At 41.4% G+C, this 17,171-nt stretch carries 18 protein-coding genes; 11 read left to right on the top strand and 7 right to left on the bottom strand.

All coding sequences use genetic code 11. The features are described from left to right. Positions 1-36 precede the first annotated feature (36 nt). On the bottom strand, positions 37-810 hold the full coding sequence (locus JKG61_RS16125) for a biotin--[acetyl-CoA-carboxylase] ligase (protein WP_202103983.1): 774 nt from the start codon (positions 808-810) through the stop codon (positions 37-39). Positions 811-857: 47 nt separating this feature from the next. On the opposite strand from JKG61_RS16125, the gene rsfS reads away from it, so the two are divergent. The 4 genes from rsfS (at position 858) to JKG61_RS16105 (ending at position 4,874) form a co-directional block, all read left to right on the top strand. Further along, a complete protein-coding gene (gene rsfS / locus JKG61_RS16120) occupies positions 858-1,232 on the top strand; it encodes a ribosome silencing factor (protein ID WP_202103982.1) in 375 nt (124 codons plus the stop codon). 168 nt (positions 1,233-1,400) lie between these two features. Then, complete coding sequence (gene ftsH, locus JKG61_RS16115; RefSeq protein ID WP_202103981.1) at positions 1,401-3,479, top strand: ATP-dependent zinc metalloprotease FtsH; 2,079 nt, start codon at positions 1,401-1,403, stop codon at positions 3,477-3,479. Between the two features lie 111 nt (positions 3,480-3,590). Next, the gene (locus JKG61_RS16110) at positions 3,591-4,238 is read left to right on the top strand and encodes a LutC/YkgG family protein (protein ID WP_202103980.1); all 648 of its coding nucleotides are present in this window, start codon (positions 3,591-3,593) and stop codon (positions 4,236-4,238) included. Positions 4,239-4,244: 6 nt separating this feature from the next. Beyond that, positions 4,245-4,874, top strand: coding sequence for a rhomboid family intramembrane serine protease (locus JKG61_RS16105; RefSeq protein ID WP_202103979.1), 630 nt, complete (start codon positions 4,245-4,247; stop codon positions 4,872-4,874). Between the two features lies 1 nt (position 4,875). Here the strand turns inward: JKG61_RS16105 and JKG61_RS16100 are convergent, their stop codons facing one another. Continuing rightward, positions 4,876-6,414 carry a YifB family Mg chelatase-like AAA ATPase gene (locus tag JKG61_RS16100; RefSeq protein ID WP_202103978.1) on the bottom strand — a complete coding sequence of 513 codons (1,539 nt, stop codon included), beginning with the start codon at positions 6,412-6,414 and terminating at the stop codon, positions 4,876-4,878. A 268-nt stretch (positions 6,415-6,682) separates the two neighbouring features. Here JKG61_RS16100 and JKG61_RS16095 point away from each other — a divergent pair, with 268 nt between their 5' ends. The 3 genes from JKG61_RS16095 (at position 6,683) to JKG61_RS16085 (ending at position 8,025) form a co-directional block, all read left to right on the top strand. Then, positions 6,683-6,952, top strand: a complete 270-nt coding sequence (locus JKG61_RS16095; RefSeq protein ID WP_202103977.1) for a YtxH domain-containing protein — start codon at positions 6,683-6,685, stop codon at positions 6,950-6,952. A gap of 91 nt (positions 6,953-7,043) precedes the next feature. Beyond that, positions 7,044-7,514: a phage holin family protein gene (locus tag JKG61_RS16090; RefSeq protein WP_202103976.1), complete on the top strand. Its 471-nt coding sequence runs from the start codon at positions 7,044-7,046 to the stop codon at positions 7,512-7,514. Beyond that, positions 7,498-8,025, top strand: a complete 528-nt coding sequence (locus JKG61_RS16085) for a hypothetical protein (protein ID WP_202103975.1) — start codon at positions 7,498-7,500, stop codon at positions 8,023-8,025. The genes JKG61_RS16090 and JKG61_RS16085 overlap by 17 nt, the downstream gene beginning before the upstream one ends. On the opposite strand, the gene fcl is transcribed toward JKG61_RS16085, so the two are convergent. Continuing rightward, positions 8,022-8,951, bottom strand: a complete 930-nt coding sequence (gene fcl, locus JKG61_RS16080; protein ID WP_202103974.1) for a GDP-L-fucose synthase — start codon at positions 8,949-8,951, stop codon at positions 8,022-8,024. The genes JKG61_RS16085 and fcl overlap by 4 nt on opposite strands. Positions 8,952-9,283: 332 nt before the next feature. On the opposite strand from fcl, the gene trmB reads away from it, so the two are divergent. Further along, the gene (gene trmB, locus JKG61_RS16075; RefSeq protein WP_202103973.1) at positions 9,284-9,931 is read left to right on the top strand and encodes a tRNA (guanosine(46)-N7)-methyltransferase TrmB; all 648 of its coding nucleotides are present in this window, start codon (positions 9,284-9,286) and stop codon (positions 9,929-9,931) included. Between the two features lie 49 nt (positions 9,932-9,980). Here the strand turns inward: trmB and trhO are convergent, their stop codons facing one another. The 4 genes from trhO to JKG61_RS16055 all read right to left on the bottom strand — a co-directional run bounded on the left by trhO (position 9,981) and on the right by JKG61_RS16055 (position 12,945). Then, positions 9,981-10,964 (bottom strand): oxygen-dependent tRNA uridine(34) hydroxylase TrhO, encoded by a 984-nt coding sequence (gene trhO / locus JKG61_RS16070; RefSeq protein ID WP_202103972.1) that lies wholly within the window; start codon positions 10,962-10,964, stop codon positions 9,981-9,983. A gap of 90 nt (positions 10,965-11,054) precedes the next feature. After that, entirely contained in the window at positions 11,055-11,291 is a 237-nt protein-coding gene (locus JKG61_RS16065; RefSeq protein ID WP_021069382.1) for a DUF3820 family protein, read from the bottom strand. Continuing rightward, complete coding sequence (locus JKG61_RS16060; protein ID WP_202103971.1) at positions 11,272-12,024, bottom strand: glycosyltransferase family 2 protein; 753 nt, start codon at positions 12,022-12,024, stop codon at positions 11,272-11,274. Before JKG61_RS16060 ends, JKG61_RS16065 begins: the two co-directional genes overlap by 20 nt. Positions 12,025-12,030: 6 nt before the next feature. Continuing rightward, a complete protein-coding gene (locus JKG61_RS16055) occupies positions 12,031-12,945 on the bottom strand; it encodes a glycosyltransferase family protein (RefSeq protein ID WP_202103970.1) in 915 nt (304 codons plus the stop codon). Between the two features lie 194 nt (positions 12,946-13,139). Between JKG61_RS16055 and JKG61_RS16050 the strand changes: the two genes are divergently transcribed. The 3 genes from JKG61_RS16050 to JKG61_RS16040 are packed head-to-tail and all read left to right on the top strand — an operon-like array spanning position 13,140 to position 17,045. Continuing rightward, complete coding sequence (locus JKG61_RS16050; protein ID WP_202103969.1) at positions 13,140-14,591, top strand: lipopolysaccharide biosynthesis protein; 1,452 nt, start codon at positions 13,140-13,142, stop codon at positions 14,589-14,591. A 5-nt stretch (positions 14,592-14,596) separates the two neighbouring features. Next, entirely contained in the window at positions 14,597-15,961 is a 1,365-nt protein-coding gene (locus JKG61_RS16045) for an asparagine synthetase B family protein (protein WP_202103968.1), read from the top strand. Next, positions 15,951-17,045, top strand: a complete 1,095-nt coding sequence (locus tag JKG61_RS16040) for a CapA family protein (protein WP_202103967.1) — start codon at positions 15,951-15,953, stop codon at positions 17,043-17,045. The genes JKG61_RS16045 and JKG61_RS16040 overlap by 11 nt, the downstream gene beginning before the upstream one ends. The last annotated feature ends 126 nt before the right edge of the window (positions 17,046-17,171 follow it).

Below are 17,171 nucleotides of genomic sequence, written 5' to 3'. Positions count from 1 at the left end.
CATTTATTCTTATCGTAAGAGCAAGTAAATTTTTTGTTATAACTGATAAATGATACCCTTTAAGTCGTATTTCTGGATTTCATGACCCTGCAATACCGATAATATTCCGTCAGGACCGACACCCTGTATCTGACCGGTAATAGAAGCCCCATTCACAATAAAGTTACTATCTATCCCCCTTAGAAATAGCCTGTTGTTATATAGTTGGAGAAGAGCATCGAAACGGTCTTTCTCAAAGATAGTCTGGTAGTAAAGAAGACGTTTTTGTATTCTTTTTACCAAATCGAGAATTGTTAGGTCTATATCAGGATGTTCTAAAACTAAAGATGTTGTCTTGTGAGCAATCTCTATTGGGAATTCTTGCTGATATACATTAATACCGATGCCGGCAATTACTGTTTTAATGAGCTGTGCCGATATTTTATTTTCTAATAATATACCCGCTATTTTTCTCTTACCTACCATAATGTCATTTGGCCACTTGATAAAAATATCTTTTTGTAAAATTTCTTCAACGACATCATAAACTGCTAAGCTGGAATGTACAGTCAACGCAAATTGTTTGGAAATCGATAAAGAGGGGGGGGCATATATAAAGCTAGCTGTCATGTTTACACCAGCAGGAGTAAGCCATGATGTGCCTCTTTGACCACGCCCATCGAATTGATACTTTGCCATAATGGCAGTAAAGTCTATCTGTGGCTTGAAATTTGCCAATAATTGTTTTGAATAATCATTTGTGGAAGCCACCGCCTCCAAAACAATTATAGGTAGTGGCTGAGAATGTCCGAAAAATGTATTATTTTGCAAAAGGAAAAAGATTTTAAAGTTTTTGAGTAAAACTATAACATTTCTTAATGAGTAAAAAGAAAAATTCAGAATTATCCAACAAACTGGCAGAAGTTGTCGTATTGGGGATGCAAGAGAAGAAAGGTAATGAGATTGTGAAGTTGGATATGCGGGACATCAATGCCACTGTTTCTGACTATTTTGTAATCTGCCATGCTGATAGCAATGTCCAGGTAAATGCGATAGCACAGAGTGTAGAAGAGGAAGTATATAAAGCGTTTGGCCAAGACCCATGGCACAAAGAAGGGCAGGGAAACGGAGAATGGATTTTGCTCGATTTCGTAGATGTTGTTGTTCATATATTTAAGACAGAGACCAGAAGTCGCTACCGTATAGAAGATCTTTGGGGAGATGCCAAAGTCGAATCCTACCAAAGCGCATAATAAGAAATATCTATTTGGCACGGGCTGTACAAACAAGCATGGAATACTTTGAATATTCCATTCCGATAAACCGACGTAAGTAGATCGTCGAAGACAAACGGAACAAGGTAAGCGCCATTAGAGAACAAATTATTTACATTTGAAATTCAAAAGACAGGTAATATTGTAATGAAGAAAATTCCAAGTAAAAAGATAACCCCAACTCCTCCTAAATTTAATATGATGTGGCTCTATATAGCCATGATATTAGGTTTTATAGCATTAAATTTTTTGTATAACAGCAGCAGTACTCAAGAGACTTCTTATGAAAATTTCGAGAAGAATATGCTTCGTACAGGTGATGTCGAAAAACTGATTGCTTATAATAAAGGGAATATTGTTGAAGTGGAAGTCTACATAAAAAGTGACAAGCTTCAAAATGACCCTAAATATAAAGACTTAGCACCGTCTGGAAATAGTCTAAGCTTTTCGGCAAATAAAGGACCTCAGTACGTGTTTTCGGAGGGCTCTGCAGAGATCTTGAATCAAAAATTGATCGAATCTCAAAAAGACATGCCTGAAGATATGCCTAAGATATCTGCTAAATGGGAAGAACGCTCGAATGCATGGGGCGGATTTTTTATCTCCTTTATCCTGCCATTGATTATCATTGTAGCATTATGGATGTTCCTAATGCGCCGTATGGGTGGTGGTGCTGGAGGCGGTGGCGGACAGATTTTCAACATCGGTAAATCCAAAGCACAACTTTTTGATAAAGAGTCGCAGATCAATATCACTTTTAATGATGTTGCAGGCCTAGAAGAAGCGAAAACTGAAGTGATGGAAATAGTGGATTTTTTAAAAAATCCAAAGAAATACACCGATCTAGGAGGTAAGATTCCTAAAGGTGCGCTATTGGTAGGGCCTCCAGGTACAGGTAAAACCTTATTAGCCAAAGCCGTTGCGGGAGAGGCACAGGTTCCTTTCTTCTCGCTGTCAGGTTCTGATTTTGTTGAGATGTTTGTCGGTGTAGGAGCATCACGGGTACGTGACTTATTTAAACAAGCAAAAGAAAAAGCACCATGTATCATTTTTATTGATGAAATTGATGCTATCGGTAGAGCACGCGGCAAGAACTCAGTGATGGGCGGAAATGATGAGCGTGAAAATACATTGAACCAGTTATTGGTAGAGATGGATGGATTCGGAACGAATGTAGGCGTTATTATTCTAGCGGCGACTAACCGTTTGGATGTATTGGATTCGGCATTATTAAGACCGGGACGTTTTGATAGACAGATCTCGATTGACAAGCCAGATTTAATTGGTCGGGAGCAGATATTCAATGTGCATCTTAAGCCGTTGAAACTGGCGGAAGAAGTGGACGCTAAAAAGCTGTCGGCACAGACACCGGGCTTCGCTGGAGCCGAAATTGCTAACGTCTGTAACGAAGCAGCATTAATAGCTGCCCGTAAAAATAAACGGGCTATTGAGATGCAGGATTTCCAGGATGCCATCGATCGTGTGATCGGAGGATTAGAGAAAAAGAATAAGATTATTTCACCCGAGGAGAAGAAGATTGTTGCTTACCACGAAGCAGGTCATGCTATTGCAGGATGGTTCCTTGAGCATGCAGATCCATTGGTCAAGGTCTCTATCGTACCGCGTGGAGTAGCAGCATTAGGTTATGCCCAGTATTTGCCTAAAGAGCAGTTCTTGTATACAACAGAGCAATTGTTAGACAGTATGTGTATGACTATGGGCGGGCGTGTAGCCGAAGATATTACATTTGGTCGGATCAGTACTGGAGCACAAAACGACTTGGAGCGTATCACAAAACTGGCCTACGCAATGACTGCCGTGTACGGTATGAATCACAAGGTTGGGAATGTTTCCTTCCGTGACAGTTCCGGTGAATCCCAGTTCCAAAAGCCATATTCAGATCAGACCGCAGAGTTGATTGATGAAGAAGTAAGGGTATTAGTTGCAGCTGTCTATGAGAGAACGAGACAATTGTTGCTTGACAAACAGGATGGTTTGATCCGTATTGCTGAGAAGCTATTGGAAAAGGAAATCTTATTCCAGGCAGATTTAGAGGAGATTTTAGGCAAGCGCCCTTTCTCTAACCGCACCACTTACGACGAGTTTGTCAATGGAGGCGTAGATGGAGGAGGAGTTCCTCAGACAGAATTGCCCATTCCACCGATACCAGAAGAAACTCAAAATTCGGAGCCATCGGAAAAATTGAACGAAGATAACGTATCATAAAAATAGAGGGGTTAACCCCTCTATTTTATCTTTCAACATGGCCCATATTGAATTTTCGACATGGATTTGTACTAACTTGGGGACACCCATTAGAGGATATACTATTTATAGATGAATATCAGGAATACTACCGCAAAGGAAAAAATGCTTAAAAGGATACGGCAGGCCTTACTTCAAAAACGGGATAACCCACATCCGGATTTTGAAGACTCTGCTTTGTACAAAGACGAAGAGGAATCCTTAGATGTGACTTTTGCACGTGAGTTGACAGATATTGGAGGACAATTTGTGTACTGTGATGGCGAGATTTCCGTTATTGAAAACTTAATTGGACTTGTCGAAGAATTGGGTGTAACCAAAATCTATGCTTGGGAGCCAGCGGTACAAGTCTTATTGAAGCATTATGGATTTCCTTATTTTGCTACTGATAAAGATTTCGAAAATGCAGAAGTGGGTATTACAGCCTGCGAAGCATTGATTGCCCGTAATGGAAGCGTCATGCTGTCCAATGCAAATGCAGGGGGACGTCGACTGAGTATCTATCCGCCGATACATATCGTCTTAGCCAAAGCTTCTCAGCTCGTAATGGATATAAGACATGGTCTAGCACAAATAAAGGATCGCTATCCAACTTACCTCCCTTCTATGATAACAACGATAACAGGGCCTAGCCGTACCGCAGATATTGAGAAAAAAATAGTATTGGGTGCGCACGGACCAAAGCAACTCTACGTTTTTTTGATTGAAGACAGATTCTAAAGACAAATGATTCAACAATATATATTACAGACACCAGTAGCTTCTATCCTATTCGCTGTTACGATAGCCACCAGTATATATGCTTTTTCAAACCCACAATTGTATTCTTCAATGATGCTGCACCCCTATAGCATCCATCGCGATAAGCGCAAGTGGTATACGGTATTTACGAGCGGAATCATACATGCCGATTGGGGCCATCTACTTTTCAATATGATTACCTTTTACTATTTCGGTTTCGCGTTGGAAAGCTTTTTTGTGCAAGTAAGTGGTGATATAGGTCACCTGTATTTTGCGCTTTTGTATATTCTGAGTTTGGTGTTGAGTGATATTCCTACCATCCTACAACAGAAAAACAATCCCGGTTATTACAGTCTAGGAGCCTCTGGGGCTATATCTGCTGCTTTGTTTGGCTATATTCTATTCCAGCCCAAAGCTATGCTTGGTATATTTATGATTATTCCCATGCCAGCATATGTGTTTGCAGTGCTCTACATAGGATACTGTATTTGGGCATCTAAGAATTCCAACGACCGTATTAATCACGATGCTCATTTATTCGGAGCGCTTTCGGGAATACTGATTACGATTCTATTTTATCCTTGGATATTTAGACACTTTATCGATCAGTTCTAAATTAACTCAGCCAAGACTGTCTATCTAAATTGCGGAACTGTATAGCTTCGGCTAGGTGTCGGTTCAGGATATGTGATTCATTGTCCATATCAGCTATTGTACGAGCTACCTTTAGGATTCGATCATATGCCCTAGCTGATAAGTTGAGGCGTTCCATGGCATTCCTTAGTAGATTTTTACCGGATTCATCCAAAATACATAGTTTTTGTACATATTTCGTAGACATTTGTGCATTACAGTGGATTAGCTTTTCGGTCATAAATCGCTGTTCTTGAAGTGTTCGGGCTTGCATAACACGCTGTCTTATCGTTTCGCTTTTTTCTGCTTCATTTCTATCTGTCAATTCATTGAACGCTACCGGGGTAACTTCGATATGTAAATCGATACGGTCCAATAGCGGACCCGAAATTTTACTCAAATAGCGCTGCACGGCGAGCGACCCACAGAGGCACTCCTTGTCAGGATGATTATAATAACCACAAGGGCAGGGGTTCATAGCAGCTACTAGCATGAAACTCGCTGGATAATCGACCGTGAAGCGAGCTCGGGAGATGGTAATACTTCTTGATTCCAACGGTTGGCGCATGACCTCCAGTACAGATCGTTTAAATTCTGGAAGTTCGTCCAGAAATAGCACCCCATTATGTGCCAGTGATATTTCCCCAGGTTGAGGGGTGCTCCCTCCACCGACTAATGCGATATCTGAAATTGTATGGTGCGGAGCACGAAAAGGCCGGGTTGTCATTAATGACTCCTTATGCGATAGATTCCCAGAGACCGAATGGATTTTGGTCGTCTCTAGAGATTCTTCAAATGTCAGAGCGGGAAGTATGGAAGGAAGACGTTTGGCTAACATTGTTTTTCCAGCCCCCGGAGGGCCGATCAAAATAATATTGTGGCCACCAGCGGCGGCAATTTCCAATGCCCTTTTAATGTTCTGCTGACCCTTTACATCCGCAAAATCCAGTTCAGTTGTGACGGAATCTGTGAATGTGTTTACTGCAGAATCTCTTTTTGTTTGCTTTAGCTGCGTCTTTTCATTAAAAAAATCAATAACCTGTTGTATGTGTTCAATACCGAATACATCAATACCGCTGACGACAGCGGCCTCGGCCGCATTAATATGAGGCAATATAATACCTTTGAAACCATCATGTTTTGCTTGTATAGCGATAGGAAGAGCACCTTTTACAGGTTGTACGCTGCCGTCTAAGGATAGTTCGCCTAAGATGATGTAGTCGGCCAATTGTCGTTCCGTAATCTGAGACGAAGCTGCGAGTATGCCGATAGCTATGGCTAGATCATAAGCTGATCCCTCCTTGCGGATATCAGCAGGTGCCAAATTGACAACTATTTTCTGTCTGGGCATACGGCATCCAATTGACAATATGGCGCTTTCTACACGTTGTAAGCTTTCCTTTATAGCATTGTCAGGTAGGCCCACGATATAATATTTAGTGCCAGTAGACACATTTACTTCCACGGAAATAGTTGTAGCTTCTATTCCGTAAACTGCACTACTAAAGGTTTTTACGAGCATAGATTTTTAAATTGGTTACACTAAAGATAATGATAATAACTTAATAGAAGACGTTAGTTTGGACTTGTTTTTGCTGTTTGTTGATAAATGTATTATATTATAACATAAAAGATGCATTTGGCTTATTTATTTTAAACGATTTGGTCTTTTTATTGTTAATATAATAGCGATAGAATGATGATAAAGGTTGTGAAATAGGTAGTTTGGATATTCCATTCCGACAAGTCGGGACAAATAAAAGATAGATAAAAAATAAAATCATATACAAATGAAAGATAGCGGTAAAGTTGTAGCGGCATTGTTCGCGGGATTGGCAGCGGGAGCTGTACTAGGAGTATTATTTGCACCAGAAAAAGGCACAGAGACGAGAGAGAAAATTAATGAGTCATTAGCAGATTTAGGAGATGCACTTAAAGAGCGTGCGGAAGAACAACTTGACCAGCTTAATGACTTTAAAGAGAAAGTCCTGGCAATGGTAAAATCGAAAGTTTCAAAAGCAGAAGATTTTATGGATGAGGAGATAGAAGAGCATGCGTAGTACGGATAGCAATTCATGCTAGGGTATCAAGATTTATAATAGGATATGAAGTGCAAGAAATACCCATTCATATTCGTTTAAATAAAATAAAATGAGTGATCAAAAATTTTCATTTTCAGGAAGTTTCCAAAAAGCGAAAGAATATGTCGATACACAGGTAGAACTGTTGAAATTAAAGGCGATAGCCCGTGGGGGACGCCTTATTGGTACCTTGGTATTAGATGCGACTAAATTGTTGTTGACCCTAATCGTAATATTTTTCTTTTCCCTAGCGCTTGGTTTTTTTCTTGGTGAGCTTTTAGGGAGCTATGCATTAGGTTTTTTGGTGACGGGAGGAGTCTTCTTAGTTATATTACTAATAATTCGTGCATTTGAACCGAAGTTGGAAGCTAAGTTTATGGACTTGACCATACGTAGAGTTCTTGGAAAATGGCAGGAGGATGAAGCCCTGTTCGAGGAAACTCAGCACAGGCAGGCCCCGTACAGCGAAACAAGTGCGTTTGAAGGACAAAATAACCATTCAGAAAACAAAACTACACAGGAAAATGAAATCAAAAATTAACAATATAGGAGATCTCAGATTAGAAATAGCACGGCTTACCCAACTTAAAAAAGAACAAGAAGGATATCTAGTTGACCAGTATCAGCTTCTTAAGCATAAAGTTGAAGCTCCGGTTCGATTTATGAACAGTCTTGCCTCAAGTATACCGGGGGTTGATCTGGTTAAGGGTATCTTTTCTGCTTTCGGAAAATCAGGAGGAGAATCCAATCTAGAAGCTTCTAATCAAAGTAACTGGACAGCACGCATATTACAGTTGGGTCTACCCTTAGTTTTAAATAGAACATTTCTCAAAAATTCAGGATGGCTCAAAAAGGCAATTGTATTGCTTGCATCAGAAGGAGCTGTTTCACAGGTTACACAAGGAAAGGTAAGTTCATTGGTGTCTAAATTAGCAAAGTTTGTGAGACCCAAAAAGTCTAAAAAGAAACATAAAGAAGTGGCCCCGTTAGAAGAACTCGAAAATCAAGATACAGTCAATTTTGGAATTCCACCAGATAGCGAAACCTATTAACAATGTTTCGCTATGAAATCCGCATAAGCAAGGTGTATCCCTTCTTCTAGGCCGATTCGATGCTGCCAGCCCAACTGGTGCAATTTGCTTACATCCATGAGTTTGCGTGGCGTTCCATCAGGCTTATTGCTGTCAAATTTTAACTCCCCTTCATAGCCAACAATCACCTTGATCATAAGAGCGAGGTCTTTGATGCTGATATCTTCGCCGACACCGATATTGATAAATTGCTCTTCATCATAGTTGTTCATCAAGAAGACACAGGCATCAGCAAGATCCGTTGAAAATAAAAACTCTCTTAAAGGAGTTCCGGTACCCCATATCACTACTTCTGGTACATCATTGGTTTTGGCTTCATGAAACCGGCGAATTAAGGCAGGCAGTACATGTGAGTTCTCCGGATGGTAGTTGTCATTATAACCATACAGATTAGTAGGCATTACCGATATAAAATTATCCCCATACTGGCTTCTGTACGCTTCACACATCTTTATACCCGCTATCTTAGCGATAGCATACGGTTCGTTGGTGTGTTCCAACGTACCTGTCAATAGATAATCTTCTTTCATAGGCTGAGGAGCAAGCTTAGGATAGATACAAGAAGAACCGAGAAATAACAGTTTCTGGACTTTGTTGACATGTGCCTGGTGAATGACATTACTTTGTATGGCGATGTTTTCATAGATAAAATCCGCCCTGTAGGTGTTGTTTGCAATGATACCGCCTACTTTGGCAGCAGCCAAGAAGACATACTCAGGCTTTTCTGATGCAAAGAAAGTCGCTACATCATCCTGGTTGCGAAGATCCAATTCCTTAGAAGTTCGAGTAACCATATTGGTATAGCCTTCGCGCTTTAATTTCTCGTATATCGCAGACCCGACCATACCCCTATGGCCGGCTACGTAGATCTTAGCATTTTTTTCCACGTCAATGTATTGAATATTACTGCAAACCTACATAAAATCGGCATCGCACGCAATATAATCCGGTTGTAATATAAAATATCCACCTGCATACATAACGACAGACAACGAAGCCGTATACAGGCCATTTCGCATCAGAAGCCTACATGCTATAATACGAGGCATTCCATACCCATATACGCGCTGTAAGGGCCACATCGAAGACAATAGAGAAAAAGCGAATAGCTGTGGCAAACTAAATTATACACCCATAAATCGATTTTTATACCAGTCCACTTCCAATAATATTTTTTATAGAGAAAATATAAGTTTATTTTTGCGACTTAATATTTGTTATGGGTAAGGATAAACTGAGAAAATTCGCAGAGATAGCGACTTTTAAAAATGTGGTACAATTGGATGCTGGTAAAGCATATAAAGGTAAATGGTCCAGTGCGTTCTTCGGAAATAACAAGCCATTGATCCTCGAATTGGCCTGTGGAAAAGGAGAATATACTGTCAACTTAGCCCAGCTGTTCCCAGAAACGAACTTTATTGGAATCGACTATAAAGGTAACCGTATTTGGAGAGGTGCCAAGACAGCACTGGAAGAAGGGATCGATAATGTTGGTTTTTTACGTATTCAGATCGAAACTATTTTGGAATACTTCGAAGAGAATGAGGTATCCGAGATTTGGATCACTTTTCCCGACCCCCAACCCCAAGACAGCAGAGAGAAAAAACGGTTGACAAACCCAACCTTTCTCAACCGATACAAGATTATTTTGAAAGAAGGAGGTATTATGCACCTAAAAACTGATAATGACGGTTTTTATAACTATACCGTAGAGCAGATACAGCAGCAGAGCCTTCCTGTGCTTAAGGAAACAACAGACCTGTATAAATCAGACCTCGTTGATCAGGTGCTTTCGATAAAGACCTATTACGAGAAAAAATACCTGGCCGTAGATAAAAACATCAACTACGTCGAGTGGAAGTTCTAAAATAGCTCCCGTAAAAAAGCCTTAAGTGTACACTTAAGGCTTTTTTATATTAGTTGCTTTCCACTTTGGGAGCAAAATTCTTGTGCTTGCGCTTCGAGATCTTCTCTATGTTTACAGGTTGTGGAGTTTTTACATAGTAGCCAGTACCATCATATTCTCTCTTGTTGGGACTCTCCATACAAGCTTCTGAGCAACAGCCATCCAGCTTTTCACCACAGGCGTCACACTGGGTGAAATGCTCATTACAGGTAGGATTGGCACAGTTGATCATTTTTGGCGTGGTCTTACCACAGTTCTTGCATGTCGAGATGACGACAGGATTGGTCGAATTGACTTCAACGGTGACACGGTTGTCGAAAACATAGCATTTTCCCTCAAAATCCTTTCCGCCCGCTTCCTTGCCATATTTGATAATACCACCGTGCAATTGGTATACATCTTCAAATCCTTCCTTCAATAACAGTGCAGAGGCTTTCTCACATTTGATTCCACCGGTGCAGTACGTAAGGATCTTTTTACCTTTATATTGTTCGAGTTCTTTTACTTTTTCCGGGAATTCTCTGAAATTCTCGATGTCCAACGTGATCGCATTCTTGAAGCGGCCTACATTATGCTCGTAGTTAGAACGTACATCCAGAATAACAACATCCTCGCGGTCTTTCATCGCCATAAAATCCTTCGGCTCCAGGTGTATGCCTGTCTGCAGATTGGGATCGATCTCCTTGGGATCACGAAGCCCCGAGTGTACAATCTCCGGTTTATAGCGGCAGTGCATTTTAATAAAGGAAGGCTCCTCGACATCGTCAATCTTAAATTCGGTGTGATTGAATCGTCCATCCGCATATATGGCGTCCATATAAGCCTTACAGGCTTCTGGTGTGCCCGATACAGTGCCATTGAGGCCCTCATCGGCAACAATGATCCGTCCGACTAGATCGAGAGATTTACAGAATTCGAGGTGTTCGGAAGCAAATTGCTCCGCATTTTCGATGGGGCTGTAACAGTAATACAGCAACGTTTGATAGTTTGTCATATGTGCATTGATACCGCTGCAAACGGCGTTTAATGTTTCAATTAATGAGGCAAAGTTAACTAAAAAGCAGAAATCAAAAAATGACGAATGTCACTTTTTGACCAAAGGATGTAATAAATATTCAAGACCATTGACTTTGATCTCGTAGAGGGTGGCCAGCAGAATGCCCATCTTGCCCGCTGGAAACCCTTTCTGCTTGTACCAAGCGAGGTATGGTTCGGGAAGTTTATATAGCGTCCACCCTTGGTATTTACCATAGGGCATCTTATTGTTCGCCAATTCGATAAGAAGCTCTGGGTTGAGCATACTATTCTCTTGTTTTGCCATGTTTTAGTCTATGTTTGATCAGTCGCAACGCGATAATACCATGATTGATCCAGTTAGAAAATACACCATAGTGTTTTCGAAATATGGCATAGCGCTCTTTTAGGCTTTGGCGATGCCGTTTTTGAGACATGCCTCCGACAAGATACCGAGCCACATAATGCTGTACATTTTGCGTGGATTTCGCTTTTTTTGCAGCACGTATTACCCAATCGATGTCAGCACTTAACTTATATTGAAGATCATAAGGATCTGCAATCTCCCTTTTGACATAGATAGCCTGATGGCAGATATTCATCCCATAGCGAAAGGACTTCCAGTCAAAATGCGCCGGTGCTTTGTGCCTGCGATCGGCGACAATATGCCGCTGTTCGTCCACCAATTTCGTCTCGCCATAAATGATATCAGCTCCCTTGCCCTTTTCAACAATACACTGGATGGTGTCACGGTCATAAAGCTCATCCCCCGAGTTCAGGAAAAGAACATAATCGCCAGTTGCCAAGGTCAGGCCCTTATTCATCGCATCATAGATGCCTTCATCCTTCTCGGAAATGATCGTCGAGATACGGTCCGCATAACTACGGATGACCTCCATAGTACCATCTGTAGAAGCACCATCTACAATAATATATTCAATATTAGGGTAAGATTGCTCCAATACGGAAGAAATCGTATAGGTAATATCCCTTACATTATTATAGACGATGGTAATTATTGATATTTTGACGTTGTTCACGGTTTTCTAACGTTTGTTCCAATGTTTGCGCAGGTAGCGGACTATGCGCTTGGCAAAGGATCCCTTACGGGTCTTATAAAAATGTTTGATAGCCTCGTAAGCTTCTCTATGCTCTATGATCTCTTTTGGAAAGTCGGATACCTTCTGGTTGGCTAGCGTGATCTGATAGGCTAGATCCGCATCCGAATGCGTGCCCGATCCGTCTGTTCCGATATTCTGAATCATGGACGTTCTTGGATATAAAGCCAATCCGTTCTGATTAAAAATAGACAGGTACCAACGAATAGCCCAGGAATTGATCTTACCGGCTTTAAATTGTTTGACCTGTTTCCAAAAATTCTCACTGTGGTCGATGCTGAAGCGCTTGATGTCGTCTTTTGAGAAGTTAGCCGTCAGTTTATCGATATCGGTTTCGAAGTGCTGCCATGCACGGCTCCATGTAGCCCAGCCCCAGCTGTTGGCTACTCTGAAAAAGAAACTCTCGGGCAGCTGCTCGGCATGGTTTACCGGATACATATAGCCACTGATTTCCATCACCTGTTCATCTTCTTCATAGCAGGTAAGCGCATCATTGAAGTATTGTAATCCGAACTTCGAAATCTCCAGGTCATCTTCCAGCACAATCGCTTTACCATGTTTGGCGATAACTTCCGTGACGCCTTTTATGATATTGTTTGCAAGGCCAAGGTTCTTGGCTCTTTCGATAATATGTATGCTCTTAAATTCCCAGGGTTCGCGAATGAGCGCCCGTACGGTATTGACAGATTCGATTTCTTCTCCACTTTTTGCACCATCCGAATAGATATAGATATCGGTATCAGCTGCACCTATGCTTTTTTCCAAAGCCTGTAGTGTCTTTTTAGTATGTTTGGGCCTGTTATAAACAAATAAGATGACCGGTGCTAAACTACTATCCCTCAAACGAAAAAAATTAAACGGTTGTTGCTAAACTATTTTCCAGCCATAAATTTCGACATAACCTTTCACATTCACAAGTGCGATGGAATAGTACTGCTCCGTTGTCGGGGTGCGACATTACGCCAGATCGGCTTGTGAAGGTTAGTTTGAGGTTGTGTATACAGGTGAATTTATGTAGGTTTGGAATCAGATTACTTATGAGTGAGAATATAAAAAGCTTAACACTAAAGGGCCTGTTTTGGAATGCCTTAGACCGTGTGGGATTCCAGTTGGTCGCCACGGTAGTTGGTATTATTACGGCACGGGTGTTAGATCCAAGTGATTTTGCTGTGATGGCGGGTTTGGGTATTTTCTCTGTTATCGCCACATCGATAGTAGACAGTGGATTAGCAACTTCTTTGGTGAGATCAAAGGTTGTGGCAGATAAGGACTACTCCAGTATGTTTGTTTTTAACTTAGTAGTTTCTGCAGTCATCTATTTAGTGCTTTTTATCGCCGCTCCGTATATTGAAAAGTTTTATGGTGTTGCACAACTTGCACTGTATGCTCGTGTACTCTTCTTACAACTGTTAATCAACGCTTTTGGTATCGTGCAGTATGTTAAGGTGCTCAAGCGTGCGCAGTTTAATATTACGGCGCGTGTCAATGTGTTTTCCGTGATTCTTTCAGGAGGGATAGCGGTGACTTTAGCGTCGACAGGCTTCGGAATCTGGGCATTGATTATGCAGCCTGTGTTGTACACTACCTTTAGGACGACCCTGTTTTGGATATGGGGCGACTGGAAAATTAATTTTTCCTATAGCGCTTCCTCGATAAAAAAACATATGGAGTTCTCATTGTCCTTCATGACCGCTAATCTGCTGGGAAAGACGCTCTCCCAATTGTATGGGAGTGTAATTTTGAAATATTATAATCCCGTACAAGCAGGACATTATTTTCAGGCAAATCGATGGGGAGAGACGCCGAATCTATTGATTTCTTCCATCGTACAGGGAACGACGTTGTCGACTTTAGCCCCTATTCAGGATGACTATGCGAGGTTTTTAAATGCTTGTCGCAAAGCTTTTGCCACCTTAGCTTTTGTGCTGTTCCCGGTGAGCATGCTTGCCATCACCGTAGCTTATCCTGGCTTTATGTATGTCCTGACCGATAAGTATGAGAATGCCGTGGTGTATTTCCAGCTGTTATGTGCTGCCGGTATCTTTATCTCTTTTACGGATATGAACGTCAACTTCATCAATATCAAAGGGAAATCCAGATATGCATTGATTCTAGAGATTATAAAACTAGTTTCGGCTGTGGTTGCATTATTCCTGACGGTAGATCACGGTTTGATGACCATTATCTATGGCCAACTGTTGGTGAGATTATTATGTTATATATTGTCGACCCGTTGGAGCAAAAAGACCTATGGATACAGCTTGTTCCTACAACTTCGGGATCTTGCTCCTTACTTCTTGAATAGTTTGGTAGCGGCATGTATATCCTATCTCCCCTTGTACTTTTCTGTTGTTAATAGTTATCTTGTCCTGCTTATTATACAATCGGTTCTGTTCGTATCTATATATATAGGGCTTAACCACGTGTTTAAGAATCCGATATGGGTAGAAGGTATACAGATGATAAAAGTTAAATTTAAAAAGGCATAGTCTACATGGAAATAGCCAGAGGAAATTGGGTTGGATTTGATACTGTTTTCTATAATGAAAGCACTGGGAAACACAGTTTGTCCATCAATGAGGTGATTGATTTCTCCAATTTAGAGATTGATCCCGAAGGATTAGCGGCCTATCTGGATTTTGGATACTGTGTATTTGGACGTACGCCCGTAAAACATGTCCATTACCTTTTACCCCATCAGGCATTAAAAAAAATCGATGGCAAGTTAGCGGTAGAAGAGGGGACAGACACCACATTGGCTTATCTGGATAAAGAGATCCATGAAGAAGATGTACTGGAGCTGTTGCGTCAGCGCGTGCAGCATTGGGAGTCTTCCTTTACCGAGGATATATTGATTCCCACAAGTGGAGGCTTTGATTCCCGCTTACTCAACCTGTTGGTTGCCGACAAAAGTAGAATTCATGCCTATACCTATGGGACCTCAAATAATCAAGGCCGATCAAGAGAAGTCGTGTATGCAAAAGAACTTGCGACACGCCTAGGGATACATTGGCAACGTGTCGATCTGGGATCATTTAATGGTTATCAAAATGATTGGTTCGATCTATTTGGCTGTTCGGTCGGAGCAGTAGGAACCTATCATATGGAGTTCTTTGATAAGATTCAAAGCCTAGAAAAAGGGAAACCACTCCACATGTTGAGCGGTATTATAGGTGATGCCTGGGCGGGAGCCGTAGCGGTCAGGCCTATTACAGCCCTAGCAGATTATAAGATATTGGGGCATACCCACCAAATGACGGCCGATTCCCAAAGAGCGACCGGAGTGGATTATCGTAATTTGATCGAATCTGTGTATGATAAACAGAAAGATCTCTTGCGCGAACCCAAATACAGGATCATTACGGCGATGCGAACCAAAATGATGCTGTTGAAGTCGCTGATCAGCATACCGCAGCACTTCGGATATCCAGGGTATTCTCCTTTTATAGAAGAAGACATTGCATTAGCCATGCTTAACCTTCCTGAAGACCGTAAAGTCAGTAGGATATGGCAGCGTGATTACTTCAGAAAGAATAATGTTCTTTTTGAAGAAGAGAAACATGCCTATACCTATCAGAATTCCTTAAACTATTATGCACTTACCCAGCATAAGCTGGAGCTATTGGATATTAACGTGCTCAAGGAGGTCATCCACATCGATTATCTCCAATGGATTAACGCCAAGTTGCAGCGAATAGGCAGTTTTCAGCGGATCTATCAAACGTTGATGCATACCCCTAAGGTAAAAGGAGTGATGAAGATGATGGGATTTAAAAACGAACTGATACAAGCCTATTTTGCCTATACAACGTTAAAGCCTATTGAAAAACTTTTAAAGCAGCGGAACTATGGTACATAAGTTCGTCTTTGTTGGTGATGTGGTCATGAATACAAAGCCACAGTTTTCGCCTGATGTTCAAGCGGCGTTACAGGATGCTTCGGTTGTCTCTTGTAATGTGGAAGCCCCATTAAGGGGGTATGGCCAGGCTAGTATCAAGACCGGGCCCCTTGTCGATCAGCATCCCGATGCCGCAGATTGGCTGCTTGGATTAGGATTCAACTTATTTTCCTTAGCGAACAATCATATCGCAGACTTCGGCCCTGAAGCATTATTGGCAACAAAAAATGCCTTTCCAAAGGATACAGTCATAGGTGCGGGATCAGAGGAAGAAGCGTATGCTTTACTGGTAAGAACAATTGACCGTGTTCGATATGGCTTTTTAGCCTATGGAGAAAATGGATATGGCGCGCTGAATGGAGACCGATCGGTCGGACATGCATGGGTCAATAGGCCGGGATTGGATCGGGATATCCGAACTTACAAAGAGCAGGTAGATATCCTAATCGTACAGGTCCACGCCGGTGTAGAGCTACTGGATGTGCCGATTCCCGAGTGGAGAGACCGATTCCGGCAAATTATAGATAGTGGAGCCGATTTACTGGTCGCCCATCACCCACATGTGGTACAGGGGGTCGAATACTATAAGGATAAAGCAATCTGTTACAGCTTGGGTAATTTCTATTTTGACTATCCTAGTAACCATCCCGAATGGAATAAGGGCGCTATATTGACGGTAGATGTGGTAGATAAAAAAATACAGACCATTCATTTCGATATCGTCGAAAAGAAGGGAGAGCATATTGGCTATTGTACAATCGAACAATCGAGCAAGAAGATGAAGGCATTGAATGAAAGATTGTTGGGAGAGGGGTACCAAGACTATGTCGATCAGCAGGCGGTCGTGTTATGGAATCGCTATCATAAAGCTTATTATGCGAAAGTAACGAATGGATTGGTCGACTATTCCCTAAAGGGTATACTCAAACATATTAAAAGAATCCTCTTTAATAGACGAGTAGACTATAATATGCTATGGCACAATCTTTTCATTGAGAGTAATATTTGGTTGGTACAGCGTGCCGGCAATCTACTGAAGAAATAAAAAGAGGTTGTATCAAAAGTAGACTTTATCGTCATTTCGACTGTAGCGTAGCGAAATGGAGAAAACTAAAGGTTTGAAATTTAATTTTTTAGATTTGCTTCGCAGAGCTCTTCGAGGTTTCTCGAC

It is taken from the genome of Sphingobacterium faecale, assembly GCF_016746095.1.
Lineage (GTDB): Bacteria > Bacteroidota > Bacteroidia > Sphingobacteriales > Sphingobacteriaceae > Sphingobacterium > Sphingobacterium faecale.
Note: the sequence above shows the minus strand (reverse complement) of the source record. Positions and strands in the feature narration are given on the sequence as shown.

Coding starts and splice junctions, on each gene's coding strand:
- rsfS (WP_202103982.1), top strand. CDS start 858: ATGAGTAAAAAGAAAAATTCAGAATTATCCAACAAACTGGCAGAAGTT.
- ftsH (WP_202103981.1), top strand. CDS start 1,401: ATGAAGAAAATTCCAAGTAAAAAGATAACCCCAACTCCTCCTAAATTT.
- JKG61_RS16110 (WP_202103980.1), top strand. CDS start 3,591: ATGAATATCAGGAATACTACCGCAAAGGAAAAAATGCTTAAAAGGATA.
- JKG61_RS16105 (WP_202103979.1), top strand. CDS start 4,245: ATGATTCAACAATATATATTACAGACACCAGTAGCTTCTATCCTATTC.
- JKG61_RS16100 (WP_202103978.1), bottom strand. CDS start 6,414: ATGCTCGTAAAAACCTTTAGTAGTGCAGTTTACGGAATAGAAGCTACA.
- JKG61_RS16095 (WP_202103977.1), top strand. CDS start 6,683: ATGAAAGATAGCGGTAAAGTTGTAGCGGCATTGTTCGCGGGATTGGCA.
- JKG61_RS16090 (WP_202103976.1), top strand. CDS start 7,044: ATGAGTGATCAAAAATTTTCATTTTCAGGAAGTTTCCAAAAAGCGAAA.
- JKG61_RS16085 (WP_202103975.1), top strand. CDS start 7,498: ATGAAATCAAAAATTAACAATATAGGAGATCTCAGATTAGAAATAGCA.
- trmB (WP_202103973.1), top strand. CDS start 9,284: ATGGGTAAGGATAAACTGAGAAAATTCGCAGAGATAGCGACTTTTAAA.
- trhO (WP_202103972.1), bottom strand. CDS start 10,964: ATGACAAACTATCAAACGTTGCTGTATTACTGTTACAGCCCCATCGAA.
- JKG61_RS16065 (WP_021069382.1), bottom strand. CDS start 11,291: ATGGCAAAACAAGAGAATAGTATGCTCAACCCAGAGCTTCTTATCGAA.
- JKG61_RS16050 (WP_202103969.1), top strand. CDS start 13,140: ATGAGTGAGAATATAAAAAGCTTAACACTAAAGGGCCTGTTTTGGAAT.
- JKG61_RS16045 (WP_202103968.1), top strand. CDS start 14,597: ATGGAAATAGCCAGAGGAAATTGGGTTGGATTTGATACTGTTTTCTAT.
- JKG61_RS16040 (WP_202103967.1), top strand. CDS start 15,951: ATGGTACATAAGTTCGTCTTTGTTGGTGATGTGGTCATGAATACAAAG.